General features: G+C 41.7%; 21 protein-coding genes. 4 read left to right on the top strand and 17 right to left on the bottom strand.

Translation table 11 applies throughout. The annotated features are described in order from the left end of the window. Window positions 1–30: 30 nt before the first annotated feature. The 8 genes from ACUXV2_RS06215 to ACUXV2_RS06180 all read right to left on the bottom strand — a co-directional run bounded on the left by ACUXV2_RS06215 (window position 31) and on the right by ACUXV2_RS06180 (window position 9,787). Window positions 31–693 carry a potassium channel family protein gene (locus ACUXV2_RS06215; RefSeq protein ID WP_446246173.1) on the bottom strand — a complete coding sequence of 221 codons (663 nt, stop codon included), beginning with the start codon at window positions 691–693 and terminating at the stop codon, window positions 31–33. Between the two features lie 182 nt (window positions 694–875). Further along, the gene (locus ACUXV2_RS06210) at window positions 876–1,889 is read right to left on the bottom strand and encodes a cytochrome d ubiquinol oxidase subunit II (protein WP_446246172.1); all 1,014 of its coding nucleotides are present in this window, start codon (window positions 1,887–1,889) and stop codon (window positions 876–878) included. A gap of 72 nt (window positions 1,890–1,961) precedes the next feature. Further along, window positions 1,962–3,299, bottom strand: a complete 1,338-nt coding sequence (locus tag ACUXV2_RS06205; protein WP_446246171.1) for a cytochrome ubiquinol oxidase subunit I — start codon at window positions 3,297–3,299, stop codon at window positions 1,962–1,964. A 211-nt stretch (window positions 3,300–3,510) separates the two neighbouring features. Continuing rightward, window positions 3,511–4,455 carry a nuclease-related domain-containing protein gene (locus ACUXV2_RS06200; RefSeq protein WP_446246170.1) on the bottom strand — a complete coding sequence of 315 codons (945 nt, stop codon included), beginning with the start codon at window positions 4,453–4,455 and terminating at the stop codon, window positions 3,511–3,513. 446 nt (window positions 4,456–4,901) lie between these two features. Continuing rightward, the gene (locus ACUXV2_RS06195) at window positions 4,902–6,725 is read right to left on the bottom strand and encodes an ABC transporter ATP-binding protein (RefSeq protein WP_446246169.1); all 1,824 of its coding nucleotides are present in this window, start codon (window positions 6,723–6,725) and stop codon (window positions 4,902–4,904) included. A gap of 9 nt (window positions 6,726–6,734) precedes the next feature. Next, the gene (locus ACUXV2_RS06190) at window positions 6,735–8,489 is read right to left on the bottom strand and encodes an ABC transporter ATP-binding protein (RefSeq protein WP_446246168.1); all 1,755 of its coding nucleotides are present in this window, start codon (window positions 8,487–8,489) and stop codon (window positions 6,735–6,737) included. A 201-nt stretch (window positions 8,490–8,690) separates the two neighbouring features. Next, window positions 8,691–9,146, bottom strand: coding sequence for a TlpA family protein disulfide reductase (locus ACUXV2_RS06185; protein ID WP_446246167.1), 456 nt, complete (start codon window positions 9,144–9,146; stop codon window positions 8,691–8,693). A 98-nt stretch (window positions 9,147–9,244) separates the two neighbouring features. Beyond that, window positions 9,245–9,787 (bottom strand): peroxiredoxin, encoded by a 543-nt coding sequence (locus ACUXV2_RS06180; RefSeq protein WP_446246166.1) that lies wholly within the window; start codon window positions 9,785–9,787, stop codon window positions 9,245–9,247. A gap of 355 nt (window positions 9,788–10,142) precedes the next feature. On the opposite strand from ACUXV2_RS06180, the gene ACUXV2_RS06175 reads away from it, so the two are divergent. Further along, on the top strand, window positions 10,143–11,018 hold the full coding sequence (locus ACUXV2_RS06175; RefSeq protein ID WP_446246165.1) for a mechanosensitive ion channel family protein: 876 nt from the start codon (window positions 10,143–10,145) through the stop codon (window positions 11,016–11,018). 57 nt (window positions 11,019–11,075) lie between these two features. Here the strand turns inward: ACUXV2_RS06175 and ACUXV2_RS06170 are convergent, their stop codons facing one another. The 3 genes from ACUXV2_RS06170 to ACUXV2_RS06160 all read right to left on the bottom strand — a co-directional run bounded on the left by ACUXV2_RS06170 (window position 11,076) and on the right by ACUXV2_RS06160 (window position 14,016). Then, on the bottom strand, window positions 11,076–12,197 hold the full coding sequence (locus ACUXV2_RS06170; protein WP_446246164.1) for an N-acetyldiaminopimelate deacetylase: 1,122 nt from the start codon (window positions 12,195–12,197) through the stop codon (window positions 11,076–11,078). Window positions 12,198–12,332: 135 nt separating this feature from the next. Next, window positions 12,333–13,043 (bottom strand): 2,3,4,5-tetrahydropyridine-2,6-dicarboxylate N-acetyltransferase, encoded by a 711-nt coding sequence (gene dapD / locus ACUXV2_RS06165; RefSeq protein WP_446246163.1) that lies wholly within the window; start codon window positions 13,041–13,043, stop codon window positions 12,333–12,335. A gap of 91 nt (window positions 13,044–13,134) precedes the next feature. Next, window positions 13,135–14,016, bottom strand: a complete 882-nt coding sequence (locus ACUXV2_RS06160) for a LysR family transcriptional regulator (protein WP_446246162.1) — start codon at window positions 14,014–14,016, stop codon at window positions 13,135–13,137. A gap of 111 nt (window positions 14,017–14,127) precedes the next feature. Here ACUXV2_RS06160 and ACUXV2_RS06155 point away from each other — a divergent pair, with 111 nt between their 5' ends. After that, complete coding sequence (locus ACUXV2_RS06155) at window positions 14,128–14,853, top strand: sulfite exporter TauE/SafE family protein (protein WP_446246161.1); 726 nt, start codon at window positions 14,128–14,130, stop codon at window positions 14,851–14,853. On the opposite strand, the gene ACUXV2_RS06150 is transcribed toward ACUXV2_RS06155, so the two are convergent. From ACUXV2_RS06150 to ACUXV2_RS06140, 3 genes are all read right to left on the bottom strand, one after another. Further along, window positions 14,842–16,341 carry an MDR family MFS transporter gene (locus ACUXV2_RS06150; protein ID WP_446246160.1) on the bottom strand — a complete coding sequence of 500 codons (1,500 nt, stop codon included), beginning with the start codon at window positions 16,339–16,341 and terminating at the stop codon, window positions 14,842–14,844. The genes ACUXV2_RS06155 and ACUXV2_RS06150 overlap by 12 nt on opposite strands. Before the next feature lie 146 nt (window positions 16,342–16,487). After that, window positions 16,488–16,925, bottom strand: a complete 438-nt coding sequence (gene cbpB, locus ACUXV2_RS06145) for a cyclic-di-AMP-binding protein CbpB (RefSeq protein ID WP_446246159.1) — start codon at window positions 16,923–16,925, stop codon at window positions 16,488–16,490. 231 nt (window positions 16,926–17,156) lie between these two features. Continuing rightward, window positions 17,157–17,402: a YkuJ family protein gene (locus ACUXV2_RS06140; protein ID WP_032089035.1), complete on the bottom strand. Its 246-nt coding sequence runs from the start codon at window positions 17,400–17,402 to the stop codon at window positions 17,157–17,159. 151 nt (window positions 17,403–17,553) lie between these two features. Here ACUXV2_RS06140 and ACUXV2_RS06135 point away from each other — a divergent pair, with 151 nt between their 5' ends. Together ACUXV2_RS06135 and ACUXV2_RS06130 are read left to right on the top strand one after the other, a co-directional pair. Then, window positions 17,554–18,510, top strand: a complete 957-nt coding sequence (locus ACUXV2_RS06135) for an MBL fold metallo-hydrolase (protein WP_446246158.1) — start codon at window positions 17,554–17,556, stop codon at window positions 18,508–18,510. Then, entirely contained in the window at window positions 18,507–18,740 is a 234-nt protein-coding gene (locus tag ACUXV2_RS06130) for a glutaredoxin family protein (protein WP_446246157.1), read from the top strand. Before ACUXV2_RS06135 ends, ACUXV2_RS06130 begins: the two co-directional genes overlap by 4 nt. A 50-nt stretch (window positions 18,741–18,790) precedes the next feature. Here ACUXV2_RS06130 and ACUXV2_RS06125 read toward each other — a convergent pair whose 3' ends face one another. From ACUXV2_RS06125 to ACUXV2_RS06115, 3 genes are all read right to left on the bottom strand, one after another. Further along, the gene (locus tag ACUXV2_RS06125; protein WP_446246156.1) at window positions 18,791–19,297 is read right to left on the bottom strand and encodes a DUF3993 domain-containing protein; all 507 of its coding nucleotides are present in this window, start codon (window positions 19,295–19,297) and stop codon (window positions 18,791–18,793) included. A gap of 299 nt (window positions 19,298–19,596) precedes the next feature. Continuing rightward, window positions 19,597–19,836: a hypothetical protein gene (locus ACUXV2_RS06120; protein ID WP_446246155.1), complete on the bottom strand. Its 240-nt coding sequence runs from the start codon at window positions 19,834–19,836 to the stop codon at window positions 19,597–19,599. 135 nt (window positions 19,837–19,971) lie between these two features. Then, window positions 19,972–21,198 carry an EAL-associated domain-containing protein gene (locus ACUXV2_RS06115; protein ID WP_446247006.1) on the bottom strand — a complete coding sequence of 409 codons (1,227 nt, stop codon included), beginning with the start codon at window positions 21,196–21,198 and terminating at the stop codon, window positions 19,972–19,974. Window positions 21,199–21,310 lie beyond the last annotated feature (112 nt).

Raw genomic sequence — 21,310 nt, 5'->3', positions numbered from 1 at the left:
CAGAGTTTAACTCTGAGCCTTTCTTATGTGCTATAGGGAAAAAACCTTCTTCTCAAATCGGTTGATATCTGTATCGGCACCAATGACAATCAAGATATCCCCCACTCTGATTTGTTCGTCGGCCTGAGGTGAAACAATAATGTCCCGCTGACGTTTAATGGCTACAATATTGATTCCATACTTGGCCCGGATATCGAGATCGATCAGCGTATTACCAGCCAAATGTTCATTTGCGACAATCTCCACGATGGAGTGCTCATCCGAAAGTTCAAGGTAATCCAGTACATTATTCGATATGATATTATGAGCGATCCTTCTCCCCATGTCCCGCTCTGGATGAACGACCTGATTAGCCCCGATTTTTCTAAGGACTTTTTCATGATAATCGTTCTGTGCTTTTACAGTAATCTTTTTCACACCAATTTCTTTTAACATGAGAGTGGTCAATACGCTTGCTTGAATATCATCCCCGATCGCAACGATCACGTGATCAAAGTTTCGAATCCCCAGGCTTTTCAAAACGGATTCATCCGTCGAATCCGCCATGACAGCATGAGATGCAATCGATGAGAATTCATTGACTTTATCTTCATCCTGATCAATGGCCATCACTTCCATTCCCTGGTCGGTCAGAGAACGGACGATGCTTCCGCCAAATCGGCCCAATCCTATTACTACAAATTCTTTTTTCATAATAAATTCCCCCAGATTTTCCAGTAACATTCCTACCTATATTTTAGCATGAAGTGTATCACGATATCGATTTTGTATGATAAAAAAGAGGAAAATCATGAAGGGGCACATGATTTCCCTCTTTCCTCCGGATCAAAGTATAATGTTCAACAAATAGGCGGGTTTTACATTTTATTAACGGCTCACTTTTTCCCTTTTACATAGTCTGCATCAAATAAAAACAATCTCATAAGTAAGATCAAAGACGGTATCAGGAGCAAAAGACCTGCAACAAATGCAATCACGAGGGCCATACCCATTGTCGGATTGGTTACACTGGATTCAATCGTAATGTACGGCTTCAAGATATAAGGTAAATGGGACGCGCCGTACCCGAAGAATGCAAAGAAGAACTGGAGCATGACCAGCACAAATGCCGTGCCGAATTTCTTTCGTCTGTAAATCAGGAAGGATGCCGCCAAAAAGCTCGCCAACGAAAGCCCGAACATCCACCAGATATCAAGGGCATTCATAAAATGTTCCTGATTATGCTCCCTGAGTCCGACAAACACCAAAAAACTCGCTAATATGGTAGGAGGGCTCCAAAACAATGAAAACTTCCTCAGCACTTCCCTTGAGTCCATGTCCCCTGCCCTATCCGCGTAATACGTCAAAAAGGCTGCACTGATAAACAACACAGAAACAATAGACAAAACTACCACACTCCAGGAGTAAGGGCTTGTAAACAATTCACCCGCCAGAAATATAACATTCCCGTCTGTCACTTCAAGAAATCCACCTTCAGAAATCGTCAGAGCTGTTGATAAAGATGCCGGAATCAGTAACCCTGTCGCTCCGTAAAGGAAAAGATAGACGATATTTTCCTTTGAACCGTAATTATTGAATGCATAAAAGCTTCCCCGGATAGCAAGCAGTATGATGGCAATACTCCCCGGTATCAGCAAAGCAGTCCCATAATAATAGGCTGCATCCGGAAAAAAACCGACAAGGCCAACAAAAAAGAAAACAAAGAAAACATTCGTCACTTCCCATACAGGGGATAAGTAGCGGCTGATTAGCACATTCAACGTATGCTCCTTATTTTTCAATCTTCCATAAAAAGCAAAGAAACCTGCTCCAAAATCAATGGAAGCCACAATAAGATAACCATAAAGGAAGATCCATAACACCGTAATCCCCACTATTTCCAAACTCATAGCCATTCCTCCCTCATTAAAGCTTGCGTTAGAGCAATCAGCCCCTTCTGTTAATGAAAGGGGCTGTCGGAGTTATTCAGTACGTTTAGGAAAACGCTGCTCCAGCTCAGCTTCTGCCGGTTTGTTCTTGAACATCTTGATTAACACGACCACACATAAGATCCCAAGCAGAACGTATAACGCAACAAACATCACAAACGTCAAGCCGACACCATCGGCTTTTGTGGCTGCATCCGCAACCTTCATATATCCTCTCAGAATCCATGGCTGGCGGCCTACCTCTGCATAGATCCAGCCGAATTCGATTGCCAGCATAGCCAGCGGGCCACTTGCCACGATCCCCCACAGCAGGGGCTTGTTCCATTCATTCCATTTCTTCCATTTCCAGAAAAGAATGAACAAACCAGAAATGAAGATACTGTAAAATCCGATCATTACCATCAGATCGAATAAATAATGAATCCACAATGGAGGTCTCTCATCCTCAGGTGTCTCATTCAATCCAATTACTTCATGATCGAATGAACTTCCGGCTAAAAAGCTCAGAAAACCTGGAAGCCTAATTTCATTATGAACCTCATTATTTTCATCCAGCGTGCCGAACAGAATCAGATCGGCGTTTTTCTCCGTTTCAAAATGCCACTCTGCTGCAGCCAGCTTTTCAGGCTGGTACTCAGCCAGGAACTTGGCAGATAAATCCCCTGCCAGTGCTGTCGCAAACGCAAAAATAAGCGCTGATATCATCGATAGACGAAGAGCTTTCCGATGATACTCGCTTCCCTTTTTCTTTAAAATCGCGAAAGCCGTAATACCTGCCAGTATTAAAGCCGAAGTCAAATATGCTGTCGTCAATACATGAAACACCTTTGTTGGTGTTGCAGGGTTCAGCATGGCTGCAATCGGATCGATATTAATGGCTTTTCCATCGCTGAGCTCAAATCCCTGCGGCGTATTCATGAATGCATTCACTGTCGTGATGAACAAAGCTGAAGCCGAAGACCCGATCATGACCGGAATCGTCAACAGCCAATGAATCCACTTATTTTTGAAGCGGTCCCACGTATATAAGTAAATTCCGAGAAAGATAGCCTCAAAGAAAAACGCAAATGTTTCCATAAACAAAGGCAGCGCGATTACCTGCCCGGCCACCTGCATGAAAGCCGGCCATAACATGGACAGCTGCAGCCCGATCGCTGTACCCGTAACAACCCCCACGGCCACGGTAATCGTAAACCCTCTCGCCCATCGTCTCGCCAATAAAATATAATGAGGATCGTTACGCTTAATCCCCACAAACTCAGCAATCGATATCATGATTGGGACACCCACACCAATCGTCGCAAAAATAATATGAAACGCAAGGGTCGTGGATGTCAGCATTCTACTTAATATCACACTATCTAATACCATTTCATGAATCCCCCTACCAGTTAATCCTAATACTTACTATTTATCACTTAATGGCTATTATAAAACCTTTCGTGAAGTTTGTGATGTGTTGAACATGAATGTTTTGTGACATTTTTCACAAAGTTTTGTTTGGGTATAGTTTATATGGTTGGGGTGGGTTGGGGCAAGGGATTTGTTTTGGGGGACCCTTGCCCAACAATGAGATGGAAAATTACTCTGGTGAAGAATATGTCGTCCCCTTCCCTGTGCCGAATTGAACCAAAGACATGGATTGTAGTAAATAATGAGCGAGGCGGGCCGATGATATATTCAGGAATTCCCTGGCTTGATGATTTGTAATAATGGGACCCATAAGCAGAAAATAATCATTTATTGCCTGGACATGAGCTTTTTTATCAAATGAACTGCATTTTACACAAAACCAGGAAGCCTGTTTTCTGATCATAGAAAACTCTTCACATCGGGTACACTGTATTCCTTTCACAAAATCTATCTGGAATTTTTTTAAGGGGAATGGTGTATGCTCTTTCAGAAGCATTTTTGAAATGCGTTTCAATTCTTTGTCTTCAAGATGGGGAGTATCGAAGAACTTTAACAAGTGATGTATTTTCGGGAGCAAATTTTCAATCCTTAACACTTTTTCAAGTACTACAGTGTCTAACGGAGAAGCTGTCAGAAGCGATGAAGAATTCGTAAAAACTACTAAATACTCTATCGGCATTTCAGGAAGCTTCATCTTCTTTAACCAGTTTATCAAATGAATCCTGTATTTTTCACACTGTGCTATCGGACTTGGAAAAGCCGTTATCTCACCATTTAGCGTTCTCTGTATTTGACCAAACTCCTGGGAAAATTCAACATGGCCAGATATATTCTTGATTTCGAGAATCAGAGCTAAATATTTCGTGAGAATTAATGTATCAATTTGAATATAGGTGCTGCCTGCTTTTAGACACAGATCATTAATGATATAAATCTCCTTGTTGTCGATTATGCTTAACAATCGATCTACTTTACATTCACCATGGTAGCCAGCCCATGCTTTTAAAAGGGATTCCTCAATTTTGGGGCGATAATCGGAAAGGGGTGGTGTTCTTTTTAAAGAAGCTTCATTATATTTGATTATTTCGGGGACGGGTCTTTCTCTCAGTATCAATTTTTCACTCCTTCGATTACTTTTATTATTTTTCACTTGTTTTCCATTCTACATTTACCAGATAAAACCCTTTATTTTTTCAGAAATGTTTTCATTCATGTTATTAAAGTTAAAAATCCGCCTGATTAAGGCGGCCAAATTATAAAATCTCCAGTTCTAAAATAGAATCTTATATTTTAACGAGTGTTTGAAACGATGGGCCGGGCGTTATCTACGAAAATTTTAGGTTTATCAACGTTTTTAGTGAGTTATCAACGAAAAAAATTTTATATCAACGTTTTTCCAAATTTATCAACAAAAACTTATCACTTACCGACAATTCTTCAATTTCACCACCCCCCTCCGCCCCTCTCCCAAAGAAAGCCATCGTCCCAGCATCGCCGTATCCCCTTCCAAAAACAAAAACCCCGCACACCAAGTGCAGGGTCCTTCCAAACTATCAATCCTCACATTGCCTCCAACATCTTAAACTGCGACTTTACCAATTCATAATAATCGCCTTCCTGGTCCATGAGTTCATCATGATTGCCGGATTCTTTGATCTTCCCGTGTTCGAGCACAAAGATGTTGTCAGATTCACGAATGGTCGAGAGCCGGTGTGCAATGATGATCGCTGTGCGTCCGGCCAGCAGTTTTTTCAAGGCGTTTTGAATCTTGACTTCGGTTTCTGTGTCGATGGATGCTGTGGCTTCATCTAAAATGATGATGCGCGGGTTGGCGAGCAGTGCGCGGGCAAAGGACAAGAGCTGCCTTTCCCCGACGGATAACACGTTTCCTCTTTCTTCAACTTCGGTGTCGTAGCCGTCCGAAAGCTTCTCGATGAATTCGTTGGCCCCAATTGCTTCGGCAGCCGCGCGGACTTCTTCATCCGAAGCATCCGGCCGTCCGAAACGAATGTTATCCTTGATGGTTCCTGAGAAAATGAATGTATCCTGCAGCACGATGCTGATTTGGCTTCGCAAGCTGGATACTGTCACATCACGTAAATTGACCCCGTCAATCTTCACTTCTCCCTTAGTGGGATCGTAGAAGCGGCTGATCAAGTTAGCGATGGTTGTTTTACCGGAGCCTGTGTGGCCGACCAATGCTACGGTCTGCCCTTCCTTCATTTCCAGATTGATGTTATTAAGCGCTTTTCTCTTATCATCGTAGGAGAATTCCACATTTTCAAATTGAATTCTTCCTTTGATATCAGACAACTCGATCGCATCCTTCTTTTCATTCACAATCGGCTCTTCATCAAGGAATTCAAAGATGCGCTCGGATGATGCCATACCGATCAGAAGCTGATTGTAAACCTGGCCAAGTCTTGAAATCGGTTCCCAGAACATCCCCAGGTAGAAGGCGAATGAAACGAATTCCCCGAGTTCAAGCGATCCACCTTGGATAAGGTGCGCCCCATACCAGATCAATACGGCTGTCCCTACAGCATTTGTCAATTCAACCATCGGTCTGAACATCGCATTTTTCTTGGTCGCTGTTTTCCAGCTGTCGAACGTTTCAGTGTTTACGCCATCGAAGAAAGCCATGTTTTCTTTCTCCTGGGTGAATGATTGAGTGACGCGGATCCCTTGGATACTCTCATTCAAATGAGAATTGAGTTTTGCCTGTTTTATCCGGACATCCTGCCAGGACCTGCGGATATTTTTTCTCAGGCTGGTGGAAATAAAGAACATGATTGGCAAAATGACCATGACGGCCAATGTCAGTTCCGGACTGAGTGTGAATAAGATGACAATGATCCCGGCAAGCAGGATGATGTCCATCAGCAGGTTGATGACTCCATTCGTGAATAGTTCCTGAAGGGAGTTGATGTCGTTCATGATGCGAACGAGGATCGAGCCTGCCGAGCGCTGGTCGAAGAAGCGATGCGAGAGCCACTGAACATGACTGAACAGATGCTTCCGCAAGTCATAAATGACTCCTTGCCCCAGCTCGTTCATCCAGCGTATCCGGAGAACATTCGCAACGTAATTAATGACATAGAGTCCTGCGATGATGCCCACTAATGTGAAAAGGAGCGATCCATCCTTCTGTCGTATCGCTTTATCTAATGTATATACCCCTATTAGGATAGGGATGATCAACCGTATTGCGGTTGTGATCAGGACGGTAACAATTGAAAGGGGGAGCAGTTTCTTTGAGTATGGCTTTAAATAGGTTAGTAAGCGCCAAAGCTGTTCCCAGTTAAAAGGCTTGTCGATTACCTGATCGGTTGAATAATGAAACCTGCTTAAGACATTCTTATTTACTTTGGATTTTTTACTCATTCCCCTCACCTACCTTCCTTGGGCTTGAAGTATCTTTTTTTGATCTTTGTATTGAATGTCGTAAATGCGCTGATACGGTCCATTATTTTTGAGAAGGAAGTTATGGACACCCCGCTCTACAATTTTTCCGTTTTCCATCACCAGAATTTCATCCGCATGTTTCAATGAAGAAATGCGATGCGCGATGATAAAGGTCGTGCGATCAGACATGACATTTTTCAGCGCTTTTTGAATCCTGAATTCAGTTTCCATATCCACCGCACTTGTTGCATCGTCCAGGATCAAGATTGATGGATCGGTGCATAGCGCGCGGGCGATTGCAATACGCTGCTTCTGGCCGCCTGAAAGACCAAGTCCCCTCTCTCCCAGCTTTGTATCATATCCGTCAGGAAGCTCGGTGATGAAGTCATGTGCCTGCGCCATCTTTGCTGCTTCGATAATCTCTTCCATCGTTGCTTCAGGGCGCCCGTAACAAATGTTGGCTTTGATCGTAGAAGAGAACAGGAAGGATTCTTGAAGAACAACCCCGATATTTTTTCGGAGGGATTTTAGTGAATAATCACTTAATGCTTTCCCGTCAATAAGGATTTCTCCTTGAGTTGGTTCATAAAAGCGTGTCAATAATTGAGTTATGCTCGTTTTCCCTGATCCCGTACTGCCGATCAGTCCGATGATTTTTCCGCTTTGTGCTTTAAAGGATATACCTTCCAGGGCAGCTTCATCGTGTGCTGTGTAGTTTAACGATACGTGATCGAATTTTACTTCACCATTCATCCGGTCAACGTCTACGACTGCATCATGATCCTTGATTTTTTCATCCACTTCAAGGATTTCCAACAATCGTTCTCCCGAAGCTTTTGATTGAGAGAATAAATTGATGGTGAATCCAAGGTTCATGATCGGCCAGATGATATACCAAACCAGGCTGTAAAATGCGACTAGTTCACCAGGCTGAAGATTCCCGTTCATCACCAGGTAGCCGCCATACGCAAGGAGCGTAACGACACTGGCGTTTCCGAGGAACTCCATTAACGGAAAATACTTAGCCCATATGTCGGATGTGAAAAGATACTTATCTTTATAATCCCCATTTGATGTGTTGAATTTATTGATTTGGAAATCTTCTCGTGAAAGTGATTTGACCGTATTGATACCGCTAATATTCTCCTGGACGTTCGTATTCAATTTACCGAACGATTTACGGATCCCCCTGAACGCAGGATGTACTGCTTTATCGAATTTATAGACGGTAATAGCCAGAAATGGCAGAGTTGCGAGTGTCACGAATGTCAGAGAAGGAGAATAATAAAACATGACTCCGAAGCTGACGGTGATTAATAGGAAGAAACGTAAAAGTTCAGTGAAACCGAATGATAAGAAAAAGCGGAATGCTTCTACATCGGCTGTCAAACGTGACATTAAGTCTCCTGTCTTGGCATTGTCATAATAGCTGAATGGCAGGAATTGAAGTTTTTCATACAGTTCATTTCTCAACCTGTAAACCGAAGTGATTCCAAATAGATCACCGCAATACTGCTGAACGAATGTGGTGATTCCTTTTAGTATCATGATGCCGACAAAACCAAATGCAAGATATGGAATCCATTGGTAATTACCTTGCAATATCACATCATCAATGGTTTTCTGAAGGATGATCGGGTACACCACTGTGATACCTGTTACAAACAACAGGAAAAACATTGAGATGAAAAAGTATTTCTTATAGGGCCAATAATAGGCTTTTAACTTTTTGAATGTTTCCATAATTCCTCTCCCTTCCCTGGGTGCGTAAAAACGACGTATTATTAAATATATCGGGTTTCGAAATATTTATCTACCCTTTTTTTAGAATTTTTTACTTTTTTGTGAATTGTTTTTTATTTTTTCTATTTATCCCTATATTAATAAGAAACAATTAAAAAAAGATCGGTCATAGGACCGATCCATTCTGGATAATTTGCAGGATTATTCGCTTTGTTCCATCTCGCCAAGTACTCTGTTTACACGTTTTTCAAGCATTTTCATACCACTTCCTCCCGCTTGGAAGTGACGAAGGTTTCCGTCTTTATCGAATACATAATACGCTGGTACATATTGATTTTCGAAAGCATCTGTCAGTTTGTGCTCACTGTCCACAAAAATAGGCTGTGTAATGTCATGTTCAGCTGCAACCTTTTTAATATCTTCCAAATTCAAATCATCTTCGGAACGAGGCATATGAACAGCCATTACATTCAGCTTGTTACTGTATTTATCACGGAATTCATTGACTTGGGGCATTGCCTCCTTACAAAGATGGCAGCTGACTGACCAGAAATGGATAAGTGTCGGTTTATCCCCGATAAGATCTTGCTTGGTCACTTCACCATTTAACCACTCAGTCGCACCGTTAAGTTCAGGCATTGGTTCACGAAGTTTCATGATTAAACCTCCAGTAATGTTTATTTTTTATTGAAAAGAGTTACTCCAGGATAGGAAAAAGGCCTAACTAACGGTTAGGCCTTATTTATTTGGGTTTTTTATAAAGTTTTTTGACCTGGCTTCCAGTTGGCTGGGCAAAGTCCGCCAGTTTGAAGCGCTTGAAGAACACGCAGTGTTTCTTCAACGTCACGGCCGATGTTGTTGTGGAATACTACCTGATATTGAAGCTCGCCCTCAGGGTTGATGATGTATAATCCGCGAAGAGCTATACCCTCATCTTCGATTAATACTCCGTATTCCTTGGATACACTGTGGTTCGTGTCCGCTGCAAGCGGGTATCTTAACTCACCGAGTCCGTTGTCTTTACGGTCAGTGTTGATCCAGGCTAAGTGTGTATGGATCGTGTCGGTGGAAACACCGATAACTTCTGCATCTAAATCTTCGAACTCATCGTAACGGTCTGACATTGCTGTAATTTCAGTAGGACACACGAATGTAAAATCCATTGGATAGAAGAATAATACTGTCCATTTGTCGTTTTTCATATTTTCTTCAAGTGAAACCTTACCAAATTCTTTGTTTGGCATTACAGCGTCCATTTCAAAACGTGGAGCTTGTTTGCCTACCATGCGTTCTGCCATGTGAAAATCCCTCCAATGAGTTATTTATATAGTGTTGAGAAAGACTTCGGCTAGTGCCTGTCCTTCCTGACTCACAATTTTCATTATAAGGCATTCATTTTTTTCAGTCAATGTTAGATTATAATTAATTTAAAATTATAATCATTATAATCTACAAATTCAATCCCTTATTTGTTATTCCCTATAAAATAGAAATTTACTCAATTTAAAAGAGAAAGGTTAAACGATTTCACTCCATTAAAGTTTATCATTTCTCAACTGGGGAATAAAACAATATGCATTTTCAGATTTCTCCTTTGACATAACCCTTACTGCAATGTATATACTATAAAGGTTCATTATTTTATTAGAAAGGATGTTGTACTTGGATTACATAGTTGGACTTAATGTATTAGGCGATAAGATTGCCAATTTCAATTGGGGCGGGTTACTTGTCACCATCGGGATCGGTGCTTTACAGATTCTTGCGATCTGGATTGCCTTTATAGTAGTAAAAGGGGCAGCTAACAAAGTGCTCGAAAGAATTTTTGATAAGTATAGCAAAAGAAATGATGTTTCTCCCGGCAGGGCTCAGACGCTACAAAGCCTTAGTAAGAATATAGTTGGTTATATCCTGATTTTCATCTTTTTTGTAACGATTTTGCAAATTTTCGGGATTCAGGTAACAGCTATCCTGGCTGGTGCCGGCATCGTTGGTCTCGCTGTCGGATTCGGTGCTCAGGGACTTGTCAGTGATGTTGTGACAGGCTTTTTCATTCTATTAGAAAAACAAGTGGATGTCGGCGACTATGTTTCCACCGGGAATTTCTCAGGTATCGTGGAAGAGGTCGGGCTCCGCACTACTCATATACGCGGATTTGACGGTACACTCCATTATGTCCCGAATAGGGAAATCACCTCTGTAAGTAATCATTCTAGAGGAAATATGCGTGCGCTTGTAGATATCGGAATTTCTTATGATGATGATATCGATAAAGCTATTGTTGTGCTCCAACAGGTCTGCGACCAGATTGCTCAGGAAGACGACAACATTGTTGACGGTCCCAATGTCATCGGGGTTCAGACGCTTGGTGCTTCTGACGTGGTCCTTCGCATTATCGGCAAGACAAAGAATATGGAACAGTGGGGAGTGGAAAGAAAGCTTCGTAAAGCCTTAAAAGAAGCCCTTGACCAAAACGGGATTGAAATTCCTTTCCCTCATCAAGTTTATATTGAGAAGAAAGATAAATAAATAAAGTGAAAAAGGGTCGGCTCCAAATTGATGGAGCCGACCCTTTTATCATGTTAATTATTTCAAAGTTTCAAAGTACTCAGTAATAAGAGCTATAGCAAAATCGATTGCTTCTTCCTGTGGGTTCAATTTAGAATGATGAAGCCCATAAGGGGAATCCACTCCCAGCCAAAACATGAATCCGGGTATCTTCTCCAGCATATAACCAAAATCTTCTCCTGTCATGGCTTCTTTGCATATAACAAGGTGACGATCCTCAGATTTCTCTACAAATGAAATGAAGTCTTTCGTCCATTCCGGATCGTTGTATACTTGTTGATACATACTGCCATAATCAACTTCAATGTCACAGTCGTAACTGATTATCATCCCATTGATCAGAGCTTCAAGGCGCGATTTTACACTCTCCATCGATTGGGGAGAGAGTGTGCGGATCGTTCCTTCCAAGGTCGCGGTCTCGGCGATGATATTTTGAACCGTACCGCTTTCCATCTTGCCAATCGTGATGACTGCGCTGTCGAGTGGATCCACATTCCTGGAAACAATGGACTGAAGCTGAGTCACAAAGTAGGATGCAGCTACAATCATATCTTTTGTTTGATGGGGGTATGCGGCATGGCCGCCTTTCCCTTTGAACTTGATAAACAGCTCGGATGTATTGGCAAACAGAAGACCTTCTTTTATCGCTACCGTCCCCACCTCATATTCAGGGGCTATATGCAGTGCGAATACGGCATCTGGCATCCATTCCTTCATTTCATCACTTTCAAGCATAGGCTTTGCTCCGCCAGGGCCTTCCTCTGCAGGCTGAAAGATAAACAACAGGTCATCTTCAATCGGCTGCTCTATAAAATTGGTCAATATCCCCAATGCAATCGACATATGAAAGTCATGACCGCAGGCATGCATGCGCCCACCATGATCGGAATGGAACTCCAACCCTGTCTCTTCACTTATAGGCAAACCGTCAATATCCGCACGGTAACCGATGATTCTCGAAGGATTTGTGCCTTTTACTTTTACAAACAGACCGGTATTCCATGCTTTCATTTCATATCTATGTGACGGAAGACTTGAGATGTAATCCATCAAATACTTTTGCGTCTTATATTCCTGAAATCCCAGTTCAGGAATTTTGTGAAGGTCTCTTCTGATTGTTTTGAAATCTGTTACAGGCATACTGCCACACCCTGCCTTTCTCTCTATCTCATATACAAAAAGAACAGACGAAAGGTTTTCTTTCCGTCCGTTCTTTCATAAGATTGTTATTTAAAAACGCTATTTTTTCAAAGCTGATTGTTCACCACCGATATATTACAGCTGGCGAAGTTCCTGCTTGATTTCGGTTTTGGATTTTGTTTTTTCATCGATGTCTTTAAGTTTCTTCGCAGGTGTACCTGCCACTACCGTGTATGGAGGTACGTCATCTACGACTACCGCCCCTGCTGCAACAACAGAACCTGTTCCAACTGTGACGCCTTCCAATACCACAGCGTTTGCACCAATCACGACATCGTCCTCGATGATGACCGGTTTTGCGGAAGGAGGCTCGATGACACCTGCAAGCACAGCTCCTGCACCAATATGACAGTTCTTCCCTACAGTTGCACGTCCGCCGAGCACCACGTTCATATCGATCATTGTGCCTGCACCTACGACTGATCCGATATTAATGACAGAACCCATCATGATGACGCAGTTTTCACCGATTTCCACCTGATCCCTGATGATTGCGCCTGGTTCGATGCGGGCCTTCACACCTTTCAGATCCAATAGAGGAATCGCAGAGTTTCTGCGGTCATTTTCCAGAACATAGTCTTCTATATTCCCGCTGTTCTCTTCCAGTACTTTTGAAAGTTCGTTCCACTCTCCGAAAACCACCCCTGTATTCCCTTCAATGAATGTTTGTGAAGAAGGACCAAAGTCGATCCCTTCCAGTTTTCCTTTTACATAAACCTTTACAGGTGTTGATTTTGTACTATTTTGAATAAAAGAGATAATCTCGTTCGCATCCATCATTTTCATGCAGTTCCCCTCCAAAATTATGTATAAATTCAGATTCTTTCTTGAATTACTTTATCAAATTAAAGGGTGGAAGACAACCCAAAAATCCTGATTATCCAGAATTTCCATCAAGGAATTCTTTTACAACCTCTACAAAAGCATCGACTTGCCTGAGTTGAAAGGCAGACTCGTACCCAAGCAGCCAAGTATCACGATGGATGAGTGTGTCATGTTCATCGATTAAAGGAAGCTTATAAATATTTTCTTCCATTCCATTAAGGGTGATTGCCGGCAGGATGGCATAGCCGATTCCATTCAGTGTCATTTGTTTGCACGTCTCGATTTGGTCAACGACGATTGTACGTTTAGGAGTGGTTTGGAATTGCCGGTGCCACCATTCCTGAATTTCCTGATAATAATTCGAGTCACTTTTGAATTGAATGAACGGCCTGTCTGTTTTCAACACTTCTTCAATCGACTGAATTTCACGGTCGACTAGATACAATGTATCTTGGAATAAATGGTGTTTAGGACCTTTCCAATCCGGTGTACCGCGGATGATCCCGATATGGACTTCATCTTCATAGATGGCTTTCAGGATTTCACTGCTCCACCCGGTCATAAGAGATATTTTGGCGTGGGGGTAGGTGTCGACAAAACGCTTCAGCACTTTTGGGAGCCAATTCTGTCCCACAATTGAAGCACATGCAATCTTTAAAGTTCCATGAACTTCATTTTCCAATGCCTGGATCTGTTCTTTTACCATCTCTTGCCTACTGAGCATTTCATCAGCCAATTTGACGACAAGCTCTCCTGCCGGTGTCAAAGACAGTCCCTTTTGTGAACGCAGAAAGAGTTTGGTACCCCATTCTTTTTCTATGTTTTGCAGCCGTTGTGACAATGCCGGCTGTGATACAAATAGCCTTTCAGCCGCTTTCCGCATATTCATTTCTTGAGCCAATACTTGTAATAACTGATATTCAGTAAAAGCCATAAACGCACCCTCATAAGTTTTTCTTATATTATATCTTAAAATAAATAATATTTCATTATCAGATCATTTTGAATACACTGGAAGTATCAACAATCAGCGAGGTGAATGAAAATGGAAGTCCTATTGTTTATTACAGGGATGATTGTCGCGTTTGTGGGTACTCTGGCAGGAAGCGGCGGGTTGATTGGAATGCCGGTGATGCTTCTCCTCGGCATCCCTGTTCATACAAGTATAGCTGCTGCTAAATTCTCAAATATCATCAGTTCATCTTCAAGCTTTATTTATTTGCTCAAAGATCGAAAAGTGACCTTTAAGGAATGTCTCCCCATCGTCCCGATCGCGTTGACAGGAGGCATACTCGGTGCGTTTCTTGCTGATAAAATCAGTCCTGCAGTCCTCGAATGGCTGGCTTTTTTCTTTTTAATACTGGCTCTTCTCTTAAGCTTAATAAAAGGAATCCAGCCTGAAAGAACAAATGGGGATTACAAGCTCCCTGCTGGAAAACTTGCCTTGATCAGCACGTATGACGGTTTATTCGGACCCGGCCAGGCGACGCTCCTCATGTACACACATCTGATGCACGGTCTGAGTTATTTAAAGACCGTTGCGTTGACAAGATTTCAAACCTTTGTCAGCTGCCTCGCCGCTTTCTCTGTGTATCTGAGCAATGGCCATGTCGACTGGATGACCGCGATCCCGTTTGCCTTGGGAGCGCTGATTGGGGCTCAGGTGTCTGTCAGGATAGCTGCCAAGGTTTCCATTAAACAAGCAGGTATATTATTGAATGTCATTACTTTCGTTTTAATTTTACAAGTAGGATTGCGCCTACTCCTTTAACCCTTTATCCTTGGGCAGAAACAATATCCCCATAAAACTTAAGGCGGCAAAAATGAACACTACCAGATAAACCGTATGAAGCGAGGATGTTAATCCATCCTGAAGGGTCTGAAGTAGCCCTGGTGACAGACTCGCCCTTTCTGACTCACTTAATAAAGCATTGACTTCATCAATGGAGAATTCATTGTCTGCTTCTGATCTTTGCAGATAATCCTTCAATCTGCTGTTGAGGATTCCTCCAAGAAGCGCGGCACCGATCGTGGTTCCAAGATTTCTCATAAACATATTGGCAGCAGTCGCTACCCCCCTTACCTTCCATTCAACGTTGGATTGAATGGAAACGATAAACGCTGTAGAGGATAATCCCATCCCGACTCCGATAAAGAAGGAACCACCCGCTGCCCATAATGGTCCAAAGGAAGGCTGCATAAATACAAAGAAAGCTGCTCCCACCATTAAAGAAATCCCACCGATCAGGGAAGTGAGGAAATAGCCGGCTTTTAATAACAGCCTGCCGGCGATCGTGGCGGATATCGGCCATCCGATCGACATGGCCGTAAGTGTAAATCCTGCAACTGTCGCGCTTCTTTCCATGACTCCCTGTACAAAAGCAGGGAGAAAGCTTGAGATCCCGATCAGCATAATTCCCGCAGTAAGTGAAACGGCATTCGCCACTAAAATGGAGCGGACCTTCCATAAGTCGAACGGCATCATAGGCTGCTCCGTCTTCACCTCATGATAGATAAACGCAGCAAGCCCCGCGGCTGTCAGACTGATGAGAAACATTGTCTGCCAGGAGTCCCACGGGAGGCGGACGCCTCCTTCTACTAACACAATCATCAAGGAAGAAACGGTTATTACAAGTAATAGAGCTCCCCCGTAATCAATGCTTGGTTTTTTCTTTTCAATATTCTCATGTAAGAATAGCCAAAGTCCTGCTATTGCAAGCAGCCCCAGGGGAATGTTCACCCAGAAAACATAACGCCAGCTCACATATTCAACAAGAATACCCCCGATAAGCGGTCCACTGATTGCCGAAATCCCCCAAACACTGGATAGATACCCTTGAATTTTGGCTCGTTCTTCTTTTGTATATATGTCCCCTACGATCGTCGTCGCCATTGGGAGAACCGCACCTGCTCCAAAGCCCTGGATGAATCTGAATAAGATAAGCTGGGTCATTGATTGTGAAAATCCGCAAAGGATGGATCCTATCAGGAAAATGACGATTCCGATTGTAATGATCGGCTTCCTCCCAAACAGATCAGATAACTTCCCATAAATCAGAACAGTGACGGCATTCATCAATAAATAGGCTGAAAATACCCAGCTATACAGCGAGAATCCTCCTAAGTCCCCTACAATCGCAGGCATCGCCGTTGATACAATCGTCGCTTCTATTGCTCCCATAAACATAGCAAGCATCACGGCTATTAATACATAAGGTTTTTTTGTCTTCTTTAAACCTTGCTTCCCCAAACTGCTCATTATTATCTCCTTAAATCTGATTTCACTGAAAGAGGATGACATAGAATGCCATCCTCCTTCTTCTACGGGGGAATTCCTCAATATGAATTCCCTATAGTATTCAATACGTGATAAAAGCTAATAGTGAATGATTATTTTCATGAGAATTAAGAATTATATATGTTTCGTCGAAGCTGCTTCAACATTACTCTTCTGGTCATGATCCCTTCAAAGTATTCATCGGCAGAAACTACACATAAGAAAGGATGATCAATCAAAAGTTCGATTACTTTCTTGAAATCCGCCTCGAGTGAAATTGTCGGGAAATCCTTGGTCATGACTTCCTCCACTTTCATCGATTCAAGCTTTTCAAATTCAAACCGCTCCAGTCCCAATACGGCTTCTGTTATCAGGGATGAGCTGATCAGCCCTTGAAACCGAAACGCAGAATCAAGTACCGGTATGGAAGAATATCCGCTTTTTGTTAATAACAGCAAAGCATGTTCAAGTGAATTTCCCATCTGTACGTGAGCGACCTTCTCTGATGGGATGATAAAATCTTTAATATTCGTTTCTAAAAATTCCTTACTACTTAATGAAATCATGTAAAACCCCTCATTTTTATGAATGTTTCATTTTGCATGTTTCTTAGTTCTGCTCGTTCCTGGTGCATAGATGTTTCAGGCAATAGGAGAGCTTACAAAAAAGTACCACACTAATTCTAACACAGGAGAAGAAAAATGTAGTAATAATCAGTTCAAAAATTACAGGATATGGAACTTATCGAGCAAAAAAATAACCAAATAAGAGTGAAATCTCATCTGGTTATCTTAACATTATTCTTGATTTGCTTCTTGCAGCAGTTCGTAGATTTCGATTGCTGTGATGTCAATGTTGTCAAAAGGAAAACTGCTTCCTTTTTCATTCATGACTTCAATTTCAAAAGTATCCTGTTTCGGTAAATACTTTACCTCACAGATCTTCTTTCCGTTGTATTCAAAAAAACGCTGTTGAGTTTCCCCTTGTTCACCTTGTTCTTGCAATGTCTTTAATCTTTGTATGATTCCAAGAAGCTGAGACATGAGCAGTCTCTCCTTTCCTGTTCTATTTCTTTTTTGATAGCTTTTGCATTGTACCAAATTCTATCCTGTTAAATCTAATGTTTTGCCCTAATCCAGATAAAAATCCTATATAATGAAGAGAGTATATCTGATTAAGAAAGGATTTGTTATGATGAGTATCGAACGTTTAGATTCAAGGATATCATTAGTGGACCTGATGGATTTGTCATTGAAAGAACGGACAGGAAGCTATATCATTCACGAAGAATCCCTTGCACTGATTGAAACATCTGCCAGTCCTTCAATCCCTCATTTAAAAAAAGGTCTCTCTAAGTTAAACATTAAATTAGAAGATATTCAATACATAATTCTGACTCATATCCATTTAGATCATGCCGGGGGTGCCGGACTGTTTCTGGAAGAGTGCCCTTCTGCAACCATCATCGTCCACCCAAAGGGATACAGGCACATGAATGACCCTTCAAGATTGATCGCTGGGGCAAAAGCGGTTTACGGTGACGAGTTTGAAACATTATTTGCCCCTATCAAACCGATTCCTGAAGAACGTATGATTGTTAAAGGTCATGAAGAAACCTTAAAACTTAGTGATGCATGCACTCTCACGTTTTATGATACCCCGGGGCATGCCAATCATCACTTTAGCATTTACGATCCCGTTTCAGGCGGTATGTTCACTGGTGATACATGTGGAATTCAATATCGTACAGATAAGAAATATTTCTACCTCCCCTCCACTTCACCTAACCAATTTAACCCCGATTCAATGAAAGAAGCGATCAATTTTATCAAAGAAAAGAAATTACATCGCATTTATTTCGGTCATTACGGGATGACAGAAGACGTGGATCACGCCCTTACTGAAGTGGTGATGTGGCTTGACCTGTTTATGGAGAAGGGACAAGAGATTTTTTCCCTCAAGGATTCAATGGAAGATAACGTAGAAAACCTCTCTGTTGAATTATTCGATGTGGTCAGAAACTCCTTCATCCAGCAAGGGCTTGATCCGCATCACTCTCTTTTTCAACTATTGAAGCTTGATATGAAGGTTTCAGCAATGGGAATAGTGGATTACTTATCAAAAAAAACAAAAGGGGAAATGAAATTTTGAAGAAAGTTACTATGTATACTCAGCCGGACTGCCCGCCTTGCGAGGTGGTAAAGCTTTTCCTGAAAGAACATCAGATCGACTACATTGAAAAAAACATTAAAGAAGACAATGAAGCAAGAAATCATTTGGTCAACCAATTGAAATCCTATTCAACTCCCACAATCACTGTCGATGATACAATCATCTCCGGATTTGATTTGGAATCACTCAAAACCGCATTGAACTTATAAATCAATTCAACAAAAAGATACCTCTGCCTCGAGGTATCTTTTTGTTCATCCTATTCACTGTCAGACTTGATGTTGTCAGGCAGTTCATTCATGATGGAAGATACTTTCCAATCACCTTTTTCTTTGATTAGTACAACTGCTTCCACACCTGGGGCTGTAGATACCGGACCTTCGTCCTCACCTGCCCGTTCTTCCCATATGTACCACTTTCCATCTGTATACTTCACTTGGGTGGACTCATCGTATTTGAAAAATGGAATATAGTATGGTGCAAAGTCTGAACCAAATGTTTGATAACCATCCTCAACTTTTACGACATTTTCGTCAATAAATGAGTCTGACACCCCCTCAGTAAAGAACCTGTGGAGCTGGTTCTCAATGGCATCGAGAGATTGAGGCTGTTGACTTAAGGACACTTGGGTGTGGAACGCTTCTTTAACTAAAGCCATTGCCTGCTTTTCCTTGAAAGTCGATGCCTGGGTCTGATTAACTTGTCCACAAGAAGCTGAAACCAATCCGATGATCATAAATAAGAGCAATAATCTTCTTTTTGCCATTTCATTCCCCTCCTTAATTAATTTAGGTGAATCTATTGTAGCAATTGAAATTTGTCGATTGGCTAAGTTTTGTTCGAAAAATCCCTACATGGATTGACATCATTTTCACTTATTTGTCAATTTCCCGGTGTTTTTGGAAGTTAAACACCACGACCACTGGAATATAAAACCAAAAAAGCTTGGAATACGTATTGTGTATTCCAAGCTTTTATATTATCGTGGCTTTGCTACGCATTCCTTCCTATACCGTACTGCAGATGAACAAGTGAAAATTGCCGACAGCATAAGCAGTGCAAAAATCAATATGCAAAATTAAAGGAAAGATACAAAATCATAACAACGACGAAAACAGTAAATACTAAAATGGCAAGAAACACCGGATTTCGAATATAGGGGTGCTGCTTTACAGCCTCCGGGATATCTGTATCAAAGTCCCCTTTCAGCCTCTTCTCCTGCCCTGCAACTCTAAATGTATAATAAAGTGAATATCCTGCTACTCCTATCGCAATCAATGAGAGCAGTATGATGAAAATACTCATTCAAGCCCCTCCTTTATTTATCCTTTACAGATAATTTCCCCTAATGGGAAAACCCTATTCAAGGAAAAGCGGATCGGCTTTGGCAGCGGCGGTGACTGGTGAAGATAGCCAGGAGTACCGTTATTGCATAGGGGCCTAATAAAGAAGGCTCTCTTCTCCAAACAAAAATTCATAAGATAAATCCATAAAAAGGTACAATCCATTTCCAAATGGGTAAGAGTATGTCCGTATGGGTTCCCCGGAATCAATATCACTGTAGATATCCGACAATAACCCTTTTTTATTTATCCTCATCCTGATGATATTTTCCAAGAAATAAGGACGCCAGCTCCAATTCTTCCCTTTGAATCGCTGATGCACCTCCCAATCCCCATCCACTTTCAGAATATTGCTCGTGACCTGGACACCATTTTCATCGCACATATACAATCGAAAGCACTTGTCTGTGAATGTGTCTGCGAGTCCCGTGAGCAGATTATCAAAGTCTTCAGTTTGTTTTTTCAGCTGTGATAACGTTAGCGTGATTTCTTTATGTAGATCATCAGCGAATTGATAACCTGCTTCTAAATGCTTTTTCTCATAACGGATGTAATCCTGACACTTTTCCTTTAATTTGTCTTTAAGGATGTCAGTTTCCAAAAAAGATTCGGATGGATACTTTAGGTAATAACCCTGATAATACCTGCCTCCATTCAGCCAAGCAAACTGCAGCTGATAATTAATTTCAATATTTTCGAACAGGAGTGAAGCACCAATTTTTCTGGCAAGCATGGAAAGACTGAATAAGATATCTTTATACATCTTGTTTCCTGCATCATTACGCAGTTGTGAGAGATCGACTTTCAGGATATCAGGAGAAAATTGTGACAGTCTGTCAAGTTCACCCATATTCCCGCCTACATTGTCGATAGCGACTTTGATCCCATACGTTTTATAGTAGAGAAGGACGTGTACAAGTTGTTCAAAGTCACCGTGGAACGTCTTCTCCGAAAGCTCTAATACTATACGATTCAACTGAAGCCCTTTATCATTATATCGCTGCAATAGTTCCAGGAAGGATTCCCCGTGATCAATCATGAGCAGCCTGGCATCCCGGTTGATAAAAATCAACCCTTCCTGTTTGGCTGAGATAAATTGATCAAGTGCCCTTTCCGTCACTCTCTCATCAACTTCAATCTTGTATTCATCAGGAATATCATTACCTGTAAAAAATGGACCAAGAGTCTCTGCCTCGCCGTTGTCCTGGAGCATCCTGCCCAGCACTTCATAACCGATTATTTTATGTTCATCCGCGCTGAAAACAGGTTGAAAATAGGGAATGACCTTCTCTATATTTGAAATGACATCTAAAGGATCCATCAGCACTCCTCCAACCCTAAACATTTTTTTGCATAATTATAACATATGAAGCCTTTTATTGCTTAAGCTCAGGATCGAAATGTTTTTAATGATTCATTGAGGATTTTTCCCATGC

The organism is Rossellomorea sp. NS-SX7, from assembly GCF_052828565.1.
This window is presented reverse-complemented; position numbering and strand designations above follow the sequence as displayed.

Excerpts from the sequence above, each read along its gene's own strand:
- ACUXV2_RS06215 (WP_446246173.1), bottom strand. The coding sequence starts at position 693 with ATGAAAAAAGAATTTGTAGTAATAGGATTGGGCCGATTTGGCGGAAGC.
- ACUXV2_RS06190 (WP_446246168.1), bottom strand. The coding sequence starts at position 8,489 with ATGGAAACATTCAAAAAGTTAAAAGCCTATTATTGGCCCTATAAGAAA.
- cbpB (WP_446246159.1), bottom strand. The coding sequence starts at position 16,925 with ATGATTTCATTAAGTAGTAAGGAATTTTTAGAAACGAATATTAAAGAT.
- ACUXV2_RS06175 (WP_446246165.1), top strand. The coding sequence starts at position 10,143 with ATGTTGTACTTGGATTACATAGTTGGACTTAATGTATTAGGCGATAAG.
- ACUXV2_RS06125 (WP_446246156.1), bottom strand. The coding sequence starts at position 19,297 with ATGGCAAAAAGAAGATTATTGCTCTTATTTATGATCATCGGATTGGTT.
- ACUXV2_RS06195 (WP_446246169.1), bottom strand. The coding sequence starts at position 6,725 with ATGAGTAAAAAATCCAAAGTAAATAAGAATGTCTTAAGCAGGTTTCAT.
- ACUXV2_RS06150 (WP_446246160.1), bottom strand. The coding sequence starts at position 16,341 with ATGAGCAGTTTGGGGAAGCAAGGTTTAAAGAAGACAAAAAAACCTTAT.
- ACUXV2_RS06170 (WP_446246164.1), bottom strand. The coding sequence starts at position 12,197 with ATGCCTGTAACAGATTTCAAAACAATCAGAAGAGACCTTCACAAAATT.
- ACUXV2_RS06135 (WP_446246158.1), top strand. The coding sequence starts at position 17,554 with ATGAGTATCGAACGTTTAGATTCAAGGATATCATTAGTGGACCTGATG.
- ACUXV2_RS06155 (WP_446246161.1), top strand. The coding sequence starts at position 14,128 with ATGGAAGTCCTATTGTTTATTACAGGGATGATTGTCGCGTTTGTGGGT.
- ACUXV2_RS06210 (WP_446246172.1), bottom strand. The coding sequence starts at position 1,889 with ATGAGTTTGGAAATAGTGGGGATTACGGTGTTATGGATCTTCCTTTAT.
- ACUXV2_RS06185 (WP_446246167.1), bottom strand. The coding sequence starts at position 9,146 with ATGAAACTTCGTGAACCAATGCCTGAACTTAACGGTGCGACTGAGTGG.
- ACUXV2_RS06160 (WP_446246162.1), bottom strand. The coding sequence starts at position 14,016 with ATGGCTTTTACTGAATATCAGTTATTACAAGTATTGGCTCAAGAAATG.
- ACUXV2_RS06140 (WP_032089035.1), bottom strand. The coding sequence starts at position 17,402 with ATGTCTCAGCTTCTTGGAATCATACAAAGATTAAAGACATTGCAAGAA.
- ACUXV2_RS06120 (WP_446246155.1), bottom strand. The coding sequence starts at position 19,836 with ATGAGTATTTTCATCATACTGCTCTCATTGATTGCGATAGGAGTAGCA.
- dapD (WP_446246163.1), bottom strand. The coding sequence starts at position 13,043 with ATGAAAATGATGGATGCGAACGAGATTATCTCTTTTATTCAAAATAGT.
- ACUXV2_RS06180 (WP_446246166.1), bottom strand. The coding sequence starts at position 9,787 with ATGGCAGAACGCATGGTAGGCAAACAAGCTCCACGTTTTGAAATGGAC.
- ACUXV2_RS06205 (WP_446246171.1), bottom strand. The coding sequence starts at position 3,299 with ATGGTATTAGATAGTGTGATATTAAGTAGAATGCTGACATCCACGACC.